Here is a 15,809-nt window from a genome sequence, read left to right on the forward strand (position 1 = left end):
GGCTGTGGCCCCCGGGGGGGGCGGCCCCGGGGGCCCCCCCCCCGGGGGGGCCCCCCCCCCCCCCGGGGGGGGGGGGGGGGCCCCCCCCCCCCCCGGGGGGGGCGCCCCCCCCGGGGGGGGCCGCCGCCGTCGTCGTCCACGGGCCAGGGGCGCCCGAAGCCTGCGGGGGTGGAAAAGTCGCGGAATCACGCGGATCGGATGGGGCGTGGGCGCCGCGGAAATGGTACGTTCGCACCTGGAAGCCCGGTCCGCACCGGACCGGGAGCCTGAAACCGCTGTCCCACAGGGAGGAACCATGGCCATGAACCGCAAGGAGCTCGTCGCCGCCGTCGCTGAGCGCTCCGGCAACACCCAGGCCGCCGTGTCTGACGTGCTGGACGCCCTCTTCGAGGCGTTCACCGCGCAGGTCAAGAAGGGCGAGAAGGTGTCCATCCCCGGCTGGCTGGCCGTGGAGCGCACCGAGCGCAAGGAGCGCACCGGCCGCAACCCGCGCACCGGCGAGGAGATCACCATCCCGGCCGGCTACTCCGTGAAGGTCACCGCCGGCTCCAAGCTCAAGGCCGCCGCCTCCGAGTGATCCGGCCGCGGCGCCGCCACGGCGCCAGCCACCGTACGCACGGGCGTCCCATCCTCACGGGTGGGGCGCCCGTCGTCGTCCGCGGCCCCGGTAGACTGGAGGCCTCGCGAGGGCGCGACGCCCCCGCCCGCATCCGGCGAAGGAGGAGCGCATGGGCACTCCGACCCCCGTGCCCTCCCGTGCCGTGGCCGGCCCCGCCCGCGTGCTGCGCGGGGCCGCCGGCGCGCTGGCCATGACCCTGCTGGCCGCCCTCTTCCACTCGGCCGCGGCGTCCACGCCCCTGCCCGCGCCGGCGCTCCTGCTCTTCTCGGCCGTGCTCGCGGCCCCCGTGTGCACCCTGCTGGCCGGCCGCGCGCTCTCCCTGTGGCGCACCGCCGCCGCTGTGGCCGTGGCCCAGGGCCTGTTCCACGCGCTCTACTCCGTCGCCGCGGGCGGCCGGTCCGTGGCGACGGCGGCCGGGGTCGCGCCGGCGCACCTCGCCCACTCCCACGTCGGCGCGGCGCGGCCCCTGCTGACCGTGGACGCCGCCTCCGAGACGTCGGCCCACGCCGCCCACGCCGGGACCCCGGGCATGCTCCTGGCGCACCTGGCCGCCGCCGCGCTCACCGTGGCCGTCCTGCGCCACGGCGAGCGGATGCTCGTCGCGGCCGCGGAGCGCGTGCTGCAGGCGGCCCCCGTGTGGCGGCTGCTGGTCGCTCTGGCGGCCGGCCTCCTCCCGACTCCCCGCCCCGTGCGGGTCCCGGCCTGGCGCGCCCCGAGCGCGCCGGCCGCCGTCGTCGTCCTCGGAAGCCCCGGATGGCGGGGTCCGCCGGCGTTCGCCCTCGCGGCCTGAGCTCCGCGCTCGGGACGCCCTCGCGCGCACCCGCCCCTGCGACTCGGACCGGCCGGCCCCGCCCGGCACGGCCGGGGAGGACCCCATGAACCCCACTCCGATGCACCCCTCCACCCCCCGGCGCGCCGCCCGTGCGGCGGCCGCGCTGACCCTGCTGCCCGGCCTGGCCGTGGCGGCGGCCGCCCCGGCCCTCGCCCACGACGAGCTGCTGAAGGCCGTCCCCGCCGACGGAGCGGCCCTCGCCGAGGCGCCCGACGCCGTCTCCCTGACGTTCTCCGGCGACCTGATCTCCGGTCAGGGCATCCAGAGCATCGTCCGGGTCACGGACGCCGCCGGGAACCAGTGGCAGAAGGGGGACGTCCAGGTCTCCGGCCCCACGCTGACCGCACCGCTGTGTCCGGATCTGGCGCAGGGGGAGTACACGGCGGCGTACCGCGTCGTGTACTCGGACGGGCACTCCGAGGAGCAGTCGCTGGACTTCTCCGTCACGGACCCGTCCTCCCCCGCGGCCGGCACCGCGCCCTCCGGGTGCGGCGTGGCTGCGGCCGGGACGGCCTCGTCCACGGCGGCACCCGCCTCCTCGGCCGAGCAGACCGGAGCGGAGCAGCCCGGGGCGGCCTCGACCCCGGCGGCCGCCTCCTCGACTCCGGCGGAGTCCGGCGCCTCCGCAGGCGTCCCGGCGACGGTGTGGATGCTCGGCGCGGCCGGCGTCGCGGTGATCGCGGTGGGCCTGGCCGTGATGGGCCGCAAGGCGCGCGCCCTCGGCCGGGACTGACCCGGCACGTCCTCCGGGCCCGTCCCCGCGGACCGGCCCCGTCCCGGGTGTGCCGCACCCTGCGTGCGCCCACCCCTCCCACGCGTCCTCTGCGTGACGCGCATCCTGCCCGCCCGACCGGGGCGGGCCCCTTCCGCGCGGCCTGAGCCGCGCCCTCCTGACGAGGAACACGACATGACCATGAAGCACCCCTCCCAGACCGTCTCCCGCCGCCTGTCCCTCGCCGTGCTCGCCGCGGCCGGCTCCCTGGCCCTCGCCGCGTGCGGCGGCGCCTCGGCGCCGGCGTCCTCGTCCTCCTCCGCGCCGGCGTCCTCCGCCACCGCCACCACCCCGGAGGCGGCCGGGTCCACCGCGTCGTCGTCGGCCACCGCGGCGGACAGCTCCGCGGCCCCGCTGACCATGACCGACGCCTGGACCAAGGCCACCGACGGCGCCATGACCGGCTCGTTCGGCACCCTGGAGAACACCTCCGACGCCCCCGTCCACGTGGTGGCCGTGACCTCCGACCGGACGGACCGCGTGGAGCTCCACGAGATGGCCGCCGACGGCAAGGGCCAGATGACGATGCAGCAGGCCCCGGACGGGTTCACCGTCCCGGCGGGCGGGACGTTCGAGCTGGTCCCCGGCGGCGACCACGTGATGTTCATGGGCCTGACGCAGCCCGTGAAGGCGGGCGCCGAGGTGACCTACACCCTGAAGACCGAGGACGGCCGGACCCTCGAGGTCACCTCCGTGGCCCGCCCGTTCACCGGTGCCGACGAGTCCTACCACGGCGGCGAGGCCTCCTCGTCGATGTCCGGCATGGGCATGAACTCCTCCATGCCCGCGGGGTCCGGCCATGCCGACCACTGACCCCTCCCGTCGCGAAGTCCTGTTCGGGCTCGGCGCGGTGGGCGGCGGCCTGCTCGGCGGAGCGGTCGGCTACGGGGCGGGGGCCGCGCAGGCGACCCCCACCCCGGGCGGGGCACCCTCCGGGGTGGACGCGTCGCCGTCGGGCGTCATGGAGGACACGGGGCTCGAGGGCGAGGTCGGCCGTGCCGGCTGGGCCGAGCCCGGGGGAGAGGCCTCCCGCGTGGCGGTCAGCTCGCCCGTGGGCACGGACACGGTGCCGTTCCACGGGCCGCGCCAGGCCGGCGTCGACACCCCCGCGCAGACCCACGCGATGCTCGTCGCCCTGGACCTGCTGCCGGAGACGGACCGGGCCGGGGTGCGCGCGCTGCTGCGCCTGCTCTCCGACGACGCCGCCCGCCTCACCCAGGGGCGCGCCACCCTCGCGGACACCGAGCCGGAGCTGGCGGCCGCGCCGGCCCGGCTCACGGTGACCTTCGGGTTCGGTCCGGAGCTGCTGGCGCGTGTCGCCCCGGAGAAGGCCCCCGCGTGGCTGAAGCCGCTGCCGGCGTTCCCCACGATCGACGCGCTGGAGGACCGCTGGTCCGGCGGGGACCTGCTGCTGCAGATCTGCGGCGACGACAGGATCTCCGTGGCCCACGCCCGCCGCATGCTCGGCAAGGTCGCCCGCCCCTTCGCCGAGGTGCGCTGGGTGCAGGAGGGCTTCCGGGCGGCCCGCGGCACCCACCCGACCGGCACCACCATGCGCAACCTCTTCGGGCAGGTGGACGGCACCGCCAACCCGCAGGGCGGCTCGCCCGCCCTGGAGCGGATCGTCTGGGGCGCCGGGCAGGAGGCGGCGGACCTCGGGATCGCCCCGTGGATCCCGGACGGCACGTCCCTGGTGGTGCGCCGGATCGACATGCTCATGGACACGTGGGACGAGCTGGACCGCCCGGCCAAGGAGAAGGTGATCGGCCGGACCCTCGGCACGGGCGCCCCGCTCACGGGCGAGCTCGAGACCGACGCCCCGGATCTGGAGGCGATCGGGCCCACGGGCTTCCCCGTGATCCCGGACACCGCCCATCTGCGCCGGGCGCGCGGGCCGGAGCCGGAGTACGGGATGCTGCGCCGCGGCTACAACTACGACGACGGCGCCGGGGCCTCCGGCACGGGTGCGGGGCTGATCTTCGCCGCCTTCCAGGCGGACGTGGACCGGCAGTACATCCCGGTGCAGGAGCGCCTGGCCGCGTCCGACCACCTCAACCTGTGGACGCGCCCCGTGGGCTCGGCCGTCTTCGCGATCCCCCCGGGCTGCGCCGAGGGCGGGTTCGTGGGGGACGTCCTGTTCGCCTGAGCCGTCCACCGACGATGGGAGAATGAGGACCATGCCCACCTCGACCGCCGTGCCCCCCGCCACCGCCCAGCACCCCCTGGGGGTGCCGCGGCCGGTGCTGCTGGGGGCCGCCGTCGTCGGCGTGCTGGCCCTGGTGCTGGCCGCCTGGTTCGCCGGGGTGACCGCCCCGCGCGAGCTCTCCGACCCCGGGGCGCTCACCCGCTGGGGCGTGCCCGTCGGCAAGGCTGTGAACAACGCGGCCATGGCCGTGACCATCGGTGCCCTGATCTTCGCCGCGGGCATCCTGCCCCCGCACGCCGCCGGGACGGAGCGGTGGCACCGCTCCGCCCGGCAGCGCGCGCAGGACGCGGAGGAGGGCCCCCGGCCCGAGCACCCCGCATTCGGGCGCGTCATGGCGGTGGCTGCCGCCGCCGCGGGCGTGTGGACGGTCGCGGCGCTGGCCGTGGGCGTCCTCTCCTACTCGGACCTGGCCGGCATCCCCGTCTCCGCCGGGGGCTCGTTCACGGACGGCCTGCTGGCCTACACCCTCGACATCTCCGTGGGCCAGGCGTGGTTCTGGGTGACGGTGATCGCCGCGGTGGTCACCACCCTGGCCATCGGCGTGCGCTCCCACACCGGCCTGTTCTGGACCGGCGTTCTCGCGATGCTCGGCATCGTGCCGCTGGCCCTGATCGGCCACGCCGCCGGCGGCGACGACCACTACGGCGCCGTGAACTCCATCGGCCTGCACCTGCTCGGCGTCGTCGTCTGGGTGGGCGGCCTGCTGGTGCTCGCCCTGATCTCCGACACCCTCGTGGGCCCCAACGGGGCGCAGGGACGCGGCGCCAGCCTGCGCCGCCAGGGCCCGGCCCCCCTGCTCCACACCGTCGTCTCCCGGTACTCGGTGCTCGCCGGGCTCGGCCTGGTCACCGTGGCCCTCTCCGGTGTGGTCAACGCGTCCATCCGCATGGACGACCCCGCCCAGCTGCTCAGCCCCTACGGCACCATGGTCCTGACCAAGGCCGGTGCCGTCCTGCTGCTCGGCGGCATCGGCCTGCTGCACCGGCGCTGGATCATCCCCCGCCTGGACGACGACGGCGCCGCCGAGTCCCCGCCCGCCGCGCGCCGGCTGCTGTGGCAGCTGATCGCCGTCGAGGCCGTGGTCATGGCCGCCGTGGTCGGCGTGTCCGCCGTGCTGGCCCGCACCGCCCCGCCCGTGCCCGAGGAGCTGGCCCCGGACGCCACACCCGCGCGCATCCTCACCGGCTACGAGCTTCCGCCCGAGCTCACCGGCGACCGCTGGTTCACCATGTGGCGCTGGGACTGGCTGTGGGTCGCGATCATCGCGTTCCTGGCCGTCTGGTACGTCCGCGCCGCGTGGCAGCTGCGCCGCCGCGGCGACCGCTGGCCCGTGTTGCGCACCCTCAGCTGGCTCATCGGCCTGGCCGTGCTGGCGTGGGCCACCTCCGGGGCCCCGGCCGTGTACGGCATGGTGCTGTTCAGCGCCCACATGGTGGGGCACATGGTGCTGACCATGATCGTCCCGCTGTTCCTGGTGCTGGGCGCCCCGATCACCCTGGCCCTGCGCGCCCTGCCCGCCCGCACAGACGGCACCCGCGGGCCGCGCGAGTGGATCCTGTGGATCGTGCACTCCCCGTGGGGCGCGTTCATCACCAACCCGATCGTGGCGGGCGTGAACTTCGCCGGCTCGATCCTGGTGTTCTACTACACGGACTTCTTCCGGTTCTCCCTGGAGACGCACGTGGGCCACGAGTTCATGAACGTGCACTTCCTGCTCACCGGGTTCATCTTCGCCACCGTCATGGTGGGCGCGGACCCGCTGCCCAGCCGGCCGCCGTACCCGCTGCGGCTCGTGCTGCTGCTGGCGACCATGGTGTTCCACGCGTTCATCGGCGTGGCCATGACCACCTCGACGGGCCTGCTGCAGGCCTCCTGGTTCGGCAGCATCGGCCGCGACTGGGGCCCGGACGCACTCACCGACCAGCACATCGGCGGCGGCATCATGTGGGGCATCGGCGAGTTCCCCACCGTGCTCATGGCCGTCACCGTGGCCGTCCTCTGGGCCCGTTCGGACACGAAGACCGCCGCCCGGCTGGACCGCCGCGCCGACCAGGACGGCGACGCCGAGCTCGCCCGCTGGAACCAGATGTACGCCGCGATGAACCACCCCGGCGCCGACCAGGACCCTGCCCGAGGAGACCGCCCGTGAGCGCCGACCGCCCCCGCCCCGCCGTCCGCCGCCTCGCCGTGGCCTCCTCGGGCGCGGCGCTCGCGGCCGTGCTCCTGGCGGGCTGCGCCTCCGGGGGCGACGCCGCCGCCTCCTCCGGCGCGCAGGCGGCGGGGCCGTCGTCGTCGGCCGCCACGGGAGGCTTGGACCTGGGCGACCGCGTGGACCAGCGGCGCGCCGAGGCCGCCGCGGCGCGCGCGGCCAGCTTCGGGTTCACCCGGCAGGACGCGGTCGGGGCCGACCAGATCGCGGCCGCGCGTGGGGACGCCGCGGACCGCGCCGCCGACGACGGCCGGACCACCGTGGAGCCCGCCCGCTGCCAGGCGCCCCTGGCCGCCCTCGACTTCTCACCGATCCTGCTGGACCAGGAGGAGGTGAGCCGCGTGGACGTGGGCACGGACAGCTTCGCGGGCACGGGCACCGTCGAGGTCGCCACGCTGGACGGTCCCGGACGCCAGCGGGTGGAGGAGCACCTGCAGACCGTCAACACGCTCCTCGCGGACTGCCGGGACATGACCGTCACGACCCGCGACGCCGACGGAGCCCGCACCTACCGCCTGCAGATGAGCGCCGCCGACCTCTCCGACGGCAGCCCCGCTCAGTCCGGGCTGGTCTGGACGCAGACCCCGGCCGGCCGGGACGAGCCCGCCACCGCGGCGCAGATCCTGACCGCGGTGGGCCCGGAGGACGTCGTCATGGTCTCCTTCACCGGCCAGCCGCAGGCCGCGGAGCGCCAGTTCACCGTGATGGCCGAGGAGATGCTCGCCGCCGCCGGCGCCGTGACCCGCTGACCCCCGCGGCGCGGGGCGCGCGTCGCGAGGTGACATGCGGCGTCCGCTCCCGGCGGACGCCCGCCGGGGGTGGGCCATGATGGAGGGCATGACCGAGCAGCAGACCTCCGCCCCGTCCGTGCCCCGCTCCGGCTCCCGCGTGCGCGCCTCCTCCCTGGTGGGCCGCCGCTGGCTGAACACCGGCGGGACCGAGGTGAGCCTCGAGGACCTGCGCGGCAAGGTCGTGATCCTGGACTTCTGGACGTTCTGCTGCATCAACTGCCTGCACGTGGCGGACGAGCTGCGCCCCCTCGAGGAGGAGTTCTCCGACGTCCTGGTGACCGTGGGCGTCCACTCCCCGAAGTTCGAGCACGAGGCCGACCCGGACGCCCTCGACGCCGCCGTCGAGCGCTACGACATCGCCCATCCCGTGCTGGACGACCCCACGCTGGTCACCTGGCAGGCGTACTCCGCGCGGGCCTGGCCGACGCTCGTCGTGGTGGACCCGGAGGGCTACATCGTGGCGCACCTCTCGGGCGAGGGGCACGTGGCCGGCCTGTACTCCCTGGTGCGGGAGCTCGTGGCCGAGCACGAGGCCAAGGGCACGCTGCACCGCGGCTCCGGCCCCTACGTGGCCCCCGCCCCCGTGGCCCGCGACCTGAAGTTCCCGGGCGGCGCCGTCTCCCTCGAGGGCCGCGGCTCCCGGCCCGGCTCCTTCCTCGTGGCGGACACCGGCCATCACCGCATCGTCGAGCTCGCCGCGGACCTCACCACGGTGCTGCGCGCCATCGGCGGCGGAGACCCGGCCGAGGCCCCCGCCGAGGCCGCCGACCTCGCCTTCCCGACGCCGGCCACCCGCGGCCACCGCGACGGCGGCCCCGAGACCGCCCTGTTCAGCGAGCCCAACGGCCTGCTCCTGCTCCCGGAGGACGTCGCGGCGCGGGCCGGGGTCGACGTCGTCGTGGCGGACACCGTGAACCACCGCCTGCGCGGCATCGACCTGGCCACCGGCGAGGTCACCACCCTGGCGGGCAACGGCGTGCAGAAGCTGATCGACTCCGAGCGCGTGCGCGAGGCCGCGGCCGGTGACGAGTCGGCCGCCGCGGACCTGTCCGACCTGCCCGGCGATCCCACGGGGATCTCCCTGTCCTCCCCGTGGGACGTGGCCTGGGACGCCGCCGCCGGGCGGGTGATCGTGGCGATGGCCGGCACCCACCAGCTGTTCTCCTACGACCCGGTGGCCCGCGTGCTCGCGGTGCACGCCGGCACCGGACTGGAGGGCCTGCTCGACGGCCCCGCGGACACCGCGTGGTTCGCGCAGACCTCCGGCCTGTCCTTCGCGCAGGACGGCACCCTGTGGCTCGCCGACTCCGAGACGTCCGCCGTGCGCTGGCTGCGCACCGCCGAGGACGGCACGCGCCAGGTGGGCACCGCCGTCGGCACGGGGCTGTTCGACTTCGGCTACGTGGACGGCGCCCCCGAGCAGGCCCGTCTGCAGCACCCGCTCGGCGTGACCGCCCTCCCGGACGGCTCCGTGCTGGTCGCGGACACCTACAACGGCGCGATCCGCCGCTACGCCCCCGCGGGGGAGGACGCCGCGGGCCGCCCCGTGGAGGCGGCGGTGTCCACGGTGACGCGCGAGCTCAAGGAGCCCTCCGACGTGCTCGTGGAGCCGGGCGAAGACGGTGCGCCCGCGGAGATCGTCGTCGTGGAGACCGGCGCCCACCAGCTCGTGCGGATCTCCGTGCCTGCCGAGTACCTCACCGTGGACGAGGGCGCCCGCCAGACCGCGCGCCCCAGCACGGACGTGGCGGCCGGGGACCTGGACCTCAGCGTGGGCTTCGCCGCGCCGGCCGGGCAGAAGCTCGACGACCGCTGGGGCGACCCCACCCAGCTGAAGGTCTCCTCCTCCCCGGAGGAGCTGCTGCTGGACGGGGCCGGGACCTCCGTGGGCCTGACCCGCACGCTGCGCCTGAACCCGGCCGTGGCCGAGGGCGTCCTGCACATCACCGCCCGCGCGGCCGCCTGCGACGGGGAGAAGGACGGCCCGATCCCGGACAGCGCCGCCTGCCACCTCTACCAGCAGGACTGGGGCATCCCGGTGCGCGTGCACGCCGCCGACCAGGCCCCCGACGGGGCGGAGACCCGTCTGGACCTGGACCTGCGCGGGATACACTGAGCCCGACTCCGGGCCGGTCCCGGTGCGGTCACTCCGCGCCGGGTCCGCGCCCCGGCCGCCCGACGCCGACCGATCCCGAAGGATGCCTGAGACCATGACCGCACTGATCGTGACCGCCTCCCGCCACGGCTCCACCCGGGAGATTGCCGAGCGCGTGGCCGAGGTCCTGCGCACCACCGCCCAGACGGACACCGTGGTCGAGGACGTCGCCGGTGCCGCGGCCTGGCTGGACACCGCCGACGCCGTGGTCGTCGCCGCGCCCGTGTACGGCGACAAGCTGGAGAAGTCCGCGAAGGCGTTCCTGGACTCCCGCCGCGCCGAGCTGTCCCAGAAGTCCCTGGTGATCCTCTACTCCGGCGCCTCGCCCGTGCCGAACCGCGCCCTGGCCGACCAGCTGGGCACCTACGGCGCCCGCGACGTGAAGTACCTGCGCGGCGCCCTCGTGGAGGAGCGCCTGGGCGCCCTGGAGAAGCTGCAGATCAAGCTGGTGAAGGGCCGCTACGGCGACTTCCGCGACTGGAACGCCGTCGAGCACTGGGCCAAGGGCCTCTCCGCGCACGGCGTGAACTGACCCCGCACCCCCGCACCCCCGCACCCTCCGGCGTTGTCGTGCACGAGACGCACGGCGTGTCAGGCGCTTTCGTGCGTGAAGTGCACGGCGTGTCGAGAGTCTTCGTGTGTGAAACGCACGCCTGACGCGGCCTGCGCCGCCGCGACGACGGGCCGCCCCCTCGCGTGAGGGGGCGGCCCGTCGTCGTCCCGGGGCGCGCCGTCTGTTTCGCGAACGAAAGCGTGGGGCGCGCCGTCTGTTTCGCGAACGAAAGCGTCGGGGGGATCAGCCGAAGAGGCCGCCGAGCAGGCTGCCGCCGGAGCGGCGCCGCGTGCCGAAGACGCTGCGCACGACCTCGCGGCCGATCTGCGTTCCCGCGGATTTCATGAAGTTGCCCATGGCCTTCTCGAAGTCGCTCGGCTTGTCCGCCTTCTCCTGGGCGCGGCGGGCGCGGGCGTCCTCCTCGCGGCGGATCTCCTCGATGTTCCCGAGGTCGACGCCGGAGACGGTGACGTTCCCGCCGTCACGGGCGCTCTCGCCGGTGGCGGGCACGGCCGTCTCGCCCTGCGGGGCCGCGGCCTGCGCGGCCAGCTTCTCGGCCGCGGACTCGCGCTCCTGCGCGGTGCCGTACTGGCCCATGAGCGGCGACGCCGCCACCGCCGCCTTCATCGCGTCCTCGGGGGTCGGGCCCATGGTGGACTGCGGGGACCACATGCGGGTCAGCGCCACGGGGGTGGGGGCGCCGTCGGGGTCCATGACGGTGACCACGGCCTCGCCGACCTTCGCGCCGGTGAGGACCTCCTCGAGGTCGTAGTCGGTCTTCGGGAAGGTCTGCACGGTGGCCTTGAGCGCCTTGGCGTCCTCCGGGGTGAAGGCGCGCAGCGCGTGCTGGACGCGGTTGGCCAGCTGGGTCAGGACGTCGCCGGGGACGTCCTTGGGGGTCTGGGTGATGAAGAACAGGCCCACGCCCTTGGAGCGGATGAGGCGCACGGTGGTGGTGATCGCCTCGAGGAACGCCCTGGACGCGCCGTCGAACAGCAGGTGCGCCTCGTCGAGGAAGAACACGAGCTTCGGCTTGTCCAGGTCGCCGGCCTCGGGCAGCTCGGCGAACAGGTCCGCGAGCAGCCAGATCATGAACGTGGAGAACAGCTCCGGTTTGGACTGCAGGGTGGGCAGCTCGAGGCAGGAGACGACGCCGCGGCCGTCCGGGGCGACGCGCAGCAGCTCGGCGGTCTCGAACTCCGGCACGCCGAAGAACTGGTCCATGCCGGAGGCCTCCAGGCCGGTGACCTTGCGGAGGATCACGTTGGCGGTGGCGGTGGAGACGCCGCCGAGGCCCTTGAGGTCGGCCTTGCCCTCGTCCGAGGTCAGGTGCACCACCACGGCCTTGAGGTCCTTGAGGTCGTCCAGGGGCAGGTCCCGCTGGTCGGCCCAGTGGAACATGAGCTGCAGGCAGGACTCCTGGGTCTCGTTGAGCTCCATGATGCGGGAGAGCAGCACGGGGCCGAACGAGTCCACGGTGGCGCGCACCGGCACGCCGACGCCGTCCCCGCCGAGCGCGTAGAACTCCACGGGGTACGCCTGGGCCTGCCAGGGCATGCCGGTGGCCCGGGTGCGCTCGGTCAGCTTGTCCGAGGCGGTGCCGGCCGTGGCCAGGCCGGAGAGGTCGCCCTTGACGTCCGCGAGGAACACGGGGACGCCCGCGGCGGAGAGCTGCTCGGCCATCATCTGGAGGGTCTTGGTCTTGCCGGTGCCGGTGGCGCCGGCCACCAGGCCGTGCCGGTTCATCATGCGCAGCGGCAGGCGCACGGGGACGTCGGCGTGGACCTCGCCGTCCACCACGGCGGCGCCGAGCGTGATCGTCGGATCGTCGAAGGTGTAGCCGGCGCGGAGGGTGTCGAGGAGGGCGGTGTTCTCAGCCATGCGGTCATCCTAGGGCCGCGCGGCCGCGCTCAGGCCAGCAGGAGGGCGACGGCGATCATCGCCGGGATCGCGACGATCGTGGTCACCAGGATCGTGTCCTTGGAGACGGTCTCCCCGGCCCGGTAGCGGACCGCCGAGACGTACACGTTCTGCGCCGTGGGCAGGGATGCCAGGACGACGGCGACGAACACGCGCCGCGCGTCGAGCCCGAAGACGAACTGCGCGACCACCCAGGCCACGAGCGGGTGGACCACGAGCTTCACGGCCGAGGCCAGGAGCACGTCCGCGCGGCGGCCGGAGTCCCGGGCGAGCGGGCGGGAGCCGGCCAGGGACATGCCGAAGGCGATCAGCATCGCCGGGATGGACAGCCCGCCGATCAGCTCCACCGACGTCATCAGCGGGCCCGGGAGGGTCCAGCCGGTGAAGGAGAGCAGCAGGCCGCCGAACGCGCCGAGGATCATCGGGTTCGTGGCGGTCTGGCGCAGCTGGGCCAGCACGGGGTTCCGGGGGCGCACGGTGCGGGGCGCGGGGGCGCCGGCGTCGTGCGCGGCCCCGGCGGACGACGCGCGGGCCGCGGCCTCGTGGGTGGTGGCCCAGTCCATCACCGCGACGTAGACGGGCGTGTAGATCGCCAGCTGGAAGATCAGCGCCGGGGCGGCCAGGGCGGCGTCGCCGAGGACGTAGGTGGCGATGGGGATGCCGAGGTTGGCCGAGTTCACCAGGGAGGCGCTGAGCCCGGACATCACACGCTCGGAGGCCGGGCGGCCCTTCAGCAGCGGGATCGAGAGGCCGAGGAACACCGCTGCGGCCGCGAACGCGGACAGGCACGCGACCCACAGCTGCGGGCCCAGCACCGCGCCCACGTCCGCGCGGGAGAGCGTCACGAACAGCAGGGCCGGGTTGCCCACGAAGAACGCGGTGCGGGAGAGGACCTCGCGGGCCTCGTCCCCGAGGACGCCGGTGCGACCCAGCAGCAGCCCGACGAGGATGATCACCCACACCACGGAGAAGCCGGAGAGGACCTCGATCACGGGCGGGCTCCGATCGTCGACGCGGGGTGGGGCGGGGAGACGACGAGGGCCCGGCGTCGCCGCCGGGCCCTGGTCCTCGTGGAGCGGGCGACGGGAATCGAACCCGCGTATCTTGCTTGGGAAGCAAGCGCTCTACCATTGAGCTACGCCCGCGCAGCCGGTCCGCTTCCGCGTCCGGCGCTCGCCTCACCTTACACCAGCGGCGCCTGACGTGCCCGCCGCGCCTCCCGCACGCGGGCCGCGGCGGCCCGGCGGCGGCCGAATCCGTCGGCGGAGCGGGTGAGCAGGGGCCCGGCCACGGCCAGGATCAGCACGTAGGCGGTGGCGAACGCGGACACCTCGGCGGGCAGGGTCCCGGAGGCCGTCGCCAGGCCCGCGATGACGATGGAGAACTCCCCGCGGATGGTCAGCGTCGCCCCCGCGCGCCACCGGCCGGCCACGCCGATCCCCGCGGCCCGCGCGGCGAGGTACCCGGTGGCCACCTTGGTCGCGGCGGTCACCACGGCCAGCGCGAGGGCGCCGAGCAGCACGGGCGGCAGGGTGCGCGGGTCGACGTTCATGCCGAACAGGACGAAGAACAGGGCGGCGAACATGTCCCGCAGGGGCTCGAGCACGGAGCGCGCCTGCTTGGCGGCCGCGCCCGAGATCGCGATGCCCAGCAGGAACGCCCCGACGCCCGCGGACACCTGCAGGGCGCCCGCCACGCCGGCCACCAGCAGCGCCAGCCCCAGGACCTTGAGCAGGAACGTCTCCTGCTCGGGGGAGTACACCAGCCGGGAGATCTGCGGACCGAACCGCAGGGCCGTGAACAGCACCGCCGCCACCACCACGAGGGCGATCCCGACCGCCCGCAGGCCGGCGGCGAACGCGCTGCCGGCCACGAGCGCCGTCATGAGCGGCAGGTAGACGGCCATGGCGAGGTCCTCGAACACCAGCACGGAGAGCATCACGGGGGTCTCCCGGTTGCCCACCCGGCCCAGGTCGTTGAGGACCTTCGCGATGATCCCGGACGACGAGATGTACGTGATCCCGCCGAGGACGACGGCACCCACCGGGCCCCAGCCGAGCAGCCAGCCCGCCGCGGCGCCGGGGGTGAAGTTCAGCGCCACGTCCAGCAGCCCGGAGCGCCAGGAGCCGCGCAGCCCCGTCATGAGCTCACGCGCCGAATACTCCAGCCCCAGGGTGAGCAGCAGGAGGACAACCCCGATCTCTGCGGCCAGGGAGCTGAAGTCGCCGATGGCGGCCACGGGGCTGCGCAGGGTGCCCGAGGGGTCCGCCCCGGAGAACAGGAGGCCGCCGACGCCGATCAGCAGGCCGCCGAGCAGGTACAGGGGCACGGGGGACATGCCGATCCGCGCGGCCAGGCGGCCGAGGACCCCGAGCAGGAAGAGGACGGCGCCGAGCTCGACCAGCGCCAGCGTCGTGCCGTGCATGTCCGACTCCCTTCCTCGTGCCGCCGGCCGGGCGGCCCCGGCGCGGCGGCGGCTGTCACACGGTCAGCAGCTTCTCCGCCTGGCGCACGCCCTCGCCCGTGCCCACCACGATGACCAGGTCCCCGCCCTCGAGCAGGAAGTCCGGGCCGGGGGAGGGGTGGGTGACGCCGGCGCGCACCACGGCGACGATCGACACCCCGGTGCGCGTGCGCATCCGCGTGGAGCCGAGCTCCTCGCCCGCATACGGCGACTCGTGGGGCAGGATCAGCTGCCGCGTGCTGACGCCGGGCAAGTCGGCGTGCTCCTCCTCGAGCTGGGCCACCAGCCGCGGCCCGGCCAGGAGGGCGCCCAGGGCCGCGGCCTCGTCGGCGGCGAGGGGGATGGAGGCGGCGCACGCGTCCGGGTCGTCCCGGTCGGAGAGGATCAGGTCGGTCTGCCCGTCGCGGTGCGTGACCACCCCGATGCGCCGGCCGGAGGTGGTGTCCAGTTCGCGGCGGACGCCGATGCCGGGCAACGGGGTCTCGTGCATGTCCATGCGGCACATCGTAGACGCGGCCCGGGGCCCGGCCCTGCCGCGCGGCCGGCGTCCCCGCGCGGGGGCGGTCCGCCCGCCTGCGCTACCGTGGCGTCCGTGCTGCTCTCCGACCGTGACATCCGCGCCGAGCTCTCCTCCGGCCGCATCGGCCTGGACCCGCTCGAGCTCTCCATGGTCCAGCCCGCCTCCGTGGACGTGCGCCTGGACCGCTTCTTCCGGCTCTTCGACAACCACCGCTACGCGCACATCGACCCCGCGCAGCCCCAGGAGGAGCTGACTCGCCTGGTGGAGGTGGAGCCGGACCAGCCGTTCGTGCTGCACCCGGGGGAGTTCGTGCTCGGCGCCACCTACGAGCAGATCACCCTGCCGGACGACGTCGCGGCGCGCCTCGAGGGCAAGTCCTCCCTGGGCCGGCTGGGCCTGCTGACCCACTCCACGGCCGGGTTCGTGGACCCCGGCTTCACCGGGCACGTCACGCTCGAGCTCTCCAACGTGGCCACGCTGCCCATCACCCTGTGGCCGGGCATGAAGATCGGCCAGCTGTGCTTCTTCCGGATGAGCTCGCCCGCCGAGTCGCCCTACGGCTCGGGCGGCAACCTCAACCGCTACCAGGGCCAGCGCGGCCCCACGGCCTCGCGCTCCCACCAGGACTTCCACCTCACGCGCATCCCGCGGTGACGGGGGCGCGGGCACCGACCGCCCGGAAGACCCCGGCCACCCGCCGGGGCTGTTCACCTGCCCGACCGGAGGCGCTCGTACCATGCCCCGCATGAGCTCCCCCGCCCCTCACGC

The 15,809-nt window shown here is 75.1% G+C and carries 14 protein-coding genes and 1 tRNA gene; 10 read left to right on the top strand and 5 right to left on the bottom strand.

Features of this window, described 5'->3' with window-relative positions; genetic code table 11:
• Positions 1–295 precede the first annotated feature (295 nt).
• From MHY29_RS07340 to MHY29_RS07380, 9 genes are all read left to right on the top strand, one after another.
• Entirely contained in the window at positions 296–577 is a 282-nt protein-coding gene (locus tag MHY29_RS07340) for an HU family DNA-binding protein (RefSeq protein ID WP_224356405.1), read from the top strand.
• Between the two features lie 151 nt (positions 578–728).
• Positions 729–1,409: a hypothetical protein gene (locus tag MHY29_RS07345; RefSeq protein WP_239239537.1), complete on the top strand. Its 681-nt coding sequence runs from the start codon at positions 729–731 to the stop codon at positions 1,407–1,409.
• Between the two features lie 85 nt (positions 1,410–1,494).
• The gene (locus tag MHY29_RS07350) at positions 1,495–2,184 is read left to right on the top strand and encodes a copper resistance CopC family protein (RefSeq protein WP_239239540.1); all 690 of its coding nucleotides are present in this window, start codon (positions 1,495–1,497) and stop codon (positions 2,182–2,184) included.
• A 174-nt stretch (positions 2,185–2,358) separates the two neighbouring features.
• A complete protein-coding gene (locus tag MHY29_RS07355) occupies positions 2,359–3,036 on the top strand; it encodes a copper chaperone PCu(A)C (RefSeq protein WP_239239543.1) in 678 nt (225 codons plus the stop codon).
• Positions 3,023–4,369, top strand: a complete 1,347-nt coding sequence (locus MHY29_RS07360) for a Dyp-type peroxidase (RefSeq protein ID WP_239239546.1) — start codon at positions 3,023–3,025, stop codon at positions 4,367–4,369. The genes MHY29_RS07355 and MHY29_RS07360 overlap by 14 nt, the downstream gene beginning before the upstream one ends.
• 31 nt (positions 4,370–4,400) lie before the next feature.
• Positions 4,401–6,578 carry a cytochrome c oxidase assembly protein gene (locus MHY29_RS07365; RefSeq protein ID WP_239239549.1) on the top strand — a complete coding sequence of 726 codons (2,178 nt, stop codon included), beginning with the start codon at positions 4,401–4,403 and terminating at the stop codon, positions 6,576–6,578.
• The gene (locus tag MHY29_RS07370) at positions 6,575–7,387 is read left to right on the top strand and encodes a hypothetical protein (protein ID WP_239239552.1); all 813 of its coding nucleotides are present in this window, start codon (positions 6,575–6,577) and stop codon (positions 7,385–7,387) included. The genes MHY29_RS07365 and MHY29_RS07370 overlap by 4 nt, the downstream gene beginning before the upstream one ends.
• Before the next feature lie 88 nt (positions 7,388–7,475).
• A complete protein-coding gene (locus MHY29_RS07375) occupies positions 7,476–9,545 on the top strand; it encodes an NHL domain-containing thioredoxin family protein (RefSeq protein ID WP_239239555.1) in 2,070 nt (689 codons plus the stop codon).
• A 94-nt stretch (positions 9,546–9,639) separates the two neighbouring features.
• Positions 9,640–10,116 carry a flavodoxin domain-containing protein gene (locus tag MHY29_RS07380; RefSeq protein ID WP_224356413.1) on the top strand — a complete coding sequence of 159 codons (477 nt, stop codon included), beginning with the start codon at positions 9,640–9,642 and terminating at the stop codon, positions 10,114–10,116.
• Between the two features lie 264 nt (positions 10,117–10,380).
• On the opposite strand, the gene MHY29_RS07385 is transcribed toward MHY29_RS07380, so the two are convergent.
• From MHY29_RS07385 to MHY29_RS07405, 5 genes are all read right to left on the bottom strand, one after another.
• The gene (locus tag MHY29_RS07385; protein ID WP_239239558.1) at positions 10,381–12,018 is read right to left on the bottom strand and encodes a helicase HerA-like domain-containing protein; all 1,638 of its coding nucleotides are present in this window, start codon (positions 12,016–12,018) and stop codon (positions 10,381–10,383) included.
• Between the two features lie 29 nt (positions 12,019–12,047).
• Positions 12,048–13,049, bottom strand: coding sequence for an AEC family transporter (locus MHY29_RS07390; RefSeq protein ID WP_239239561.1), 1,002 nt, complete (start codon positions 13,047–13,049; stop codon positions 12,048–12,050).
• Positions 13,050–13,128: 79 nt separating this feature from the next.
• Positions 13,129–13,202, bottom strand: a tRNA-Gly gene (locus tag MHY29_RS07395).
• Positions 13,203–13,240: 38 nt separating this feature from the next.
• Positions 13,241–14,482 carry a cation:proton antiporter gene (locus tag MHY29_RS07400; RefSeq protein WP_239239577.1) on the bottom strand — a complete coding sequence of 414 codons (1,242 nt, stop codon included), beginning with the start codon at positions 14,480–14,482 and terminating at the stop codon, positions 13,241–13,243.
• Between the two features lie 55 nt (positions 14,483–14,537).
• Positions 14,538–15,017: a cation:proton antiporter regulatory subunit gene (locus tag MHY29_RS07405; RefSeq protein WP_224356417.1), complete on the bottom strand. Its 480-nt coding sequence runs from the start codon at positions 15,015–15,017 to the stop codon at positions 14,538–14,540.
• A 96-nt stretch (positions 15,018–15,113) separates the two neighbouring features.
• Here MHY29_RS07405 and dcd point away from each other — a divergent pair, with 96 nt between their 5' ends.
• Positions 15,114–15,695 carry a dCTP deaminase gene (dcd, locus tag MHY29_RS07410; RefSeq protein ID WP_224356418.1) on the top strand — a complete coding sequence of 194 codons (582 nt, stop codon included), beginning with the start codon at positions 15,114–15,116 and terminating at the stop codon, positions 15,693–15,695.
• Positions 15,696–15,809: the final 114 nt, after the last annotated feature.

Source organism: Micrococcus sp. ACRRV (assembly GCF_022346985.1).
Taxonomy (GTDB): Bacteria; Actinomycetota; Actinomycetes; order Actinomycetales; family Micrococcaceae; genus Micrococcus; species Micrococcus porci.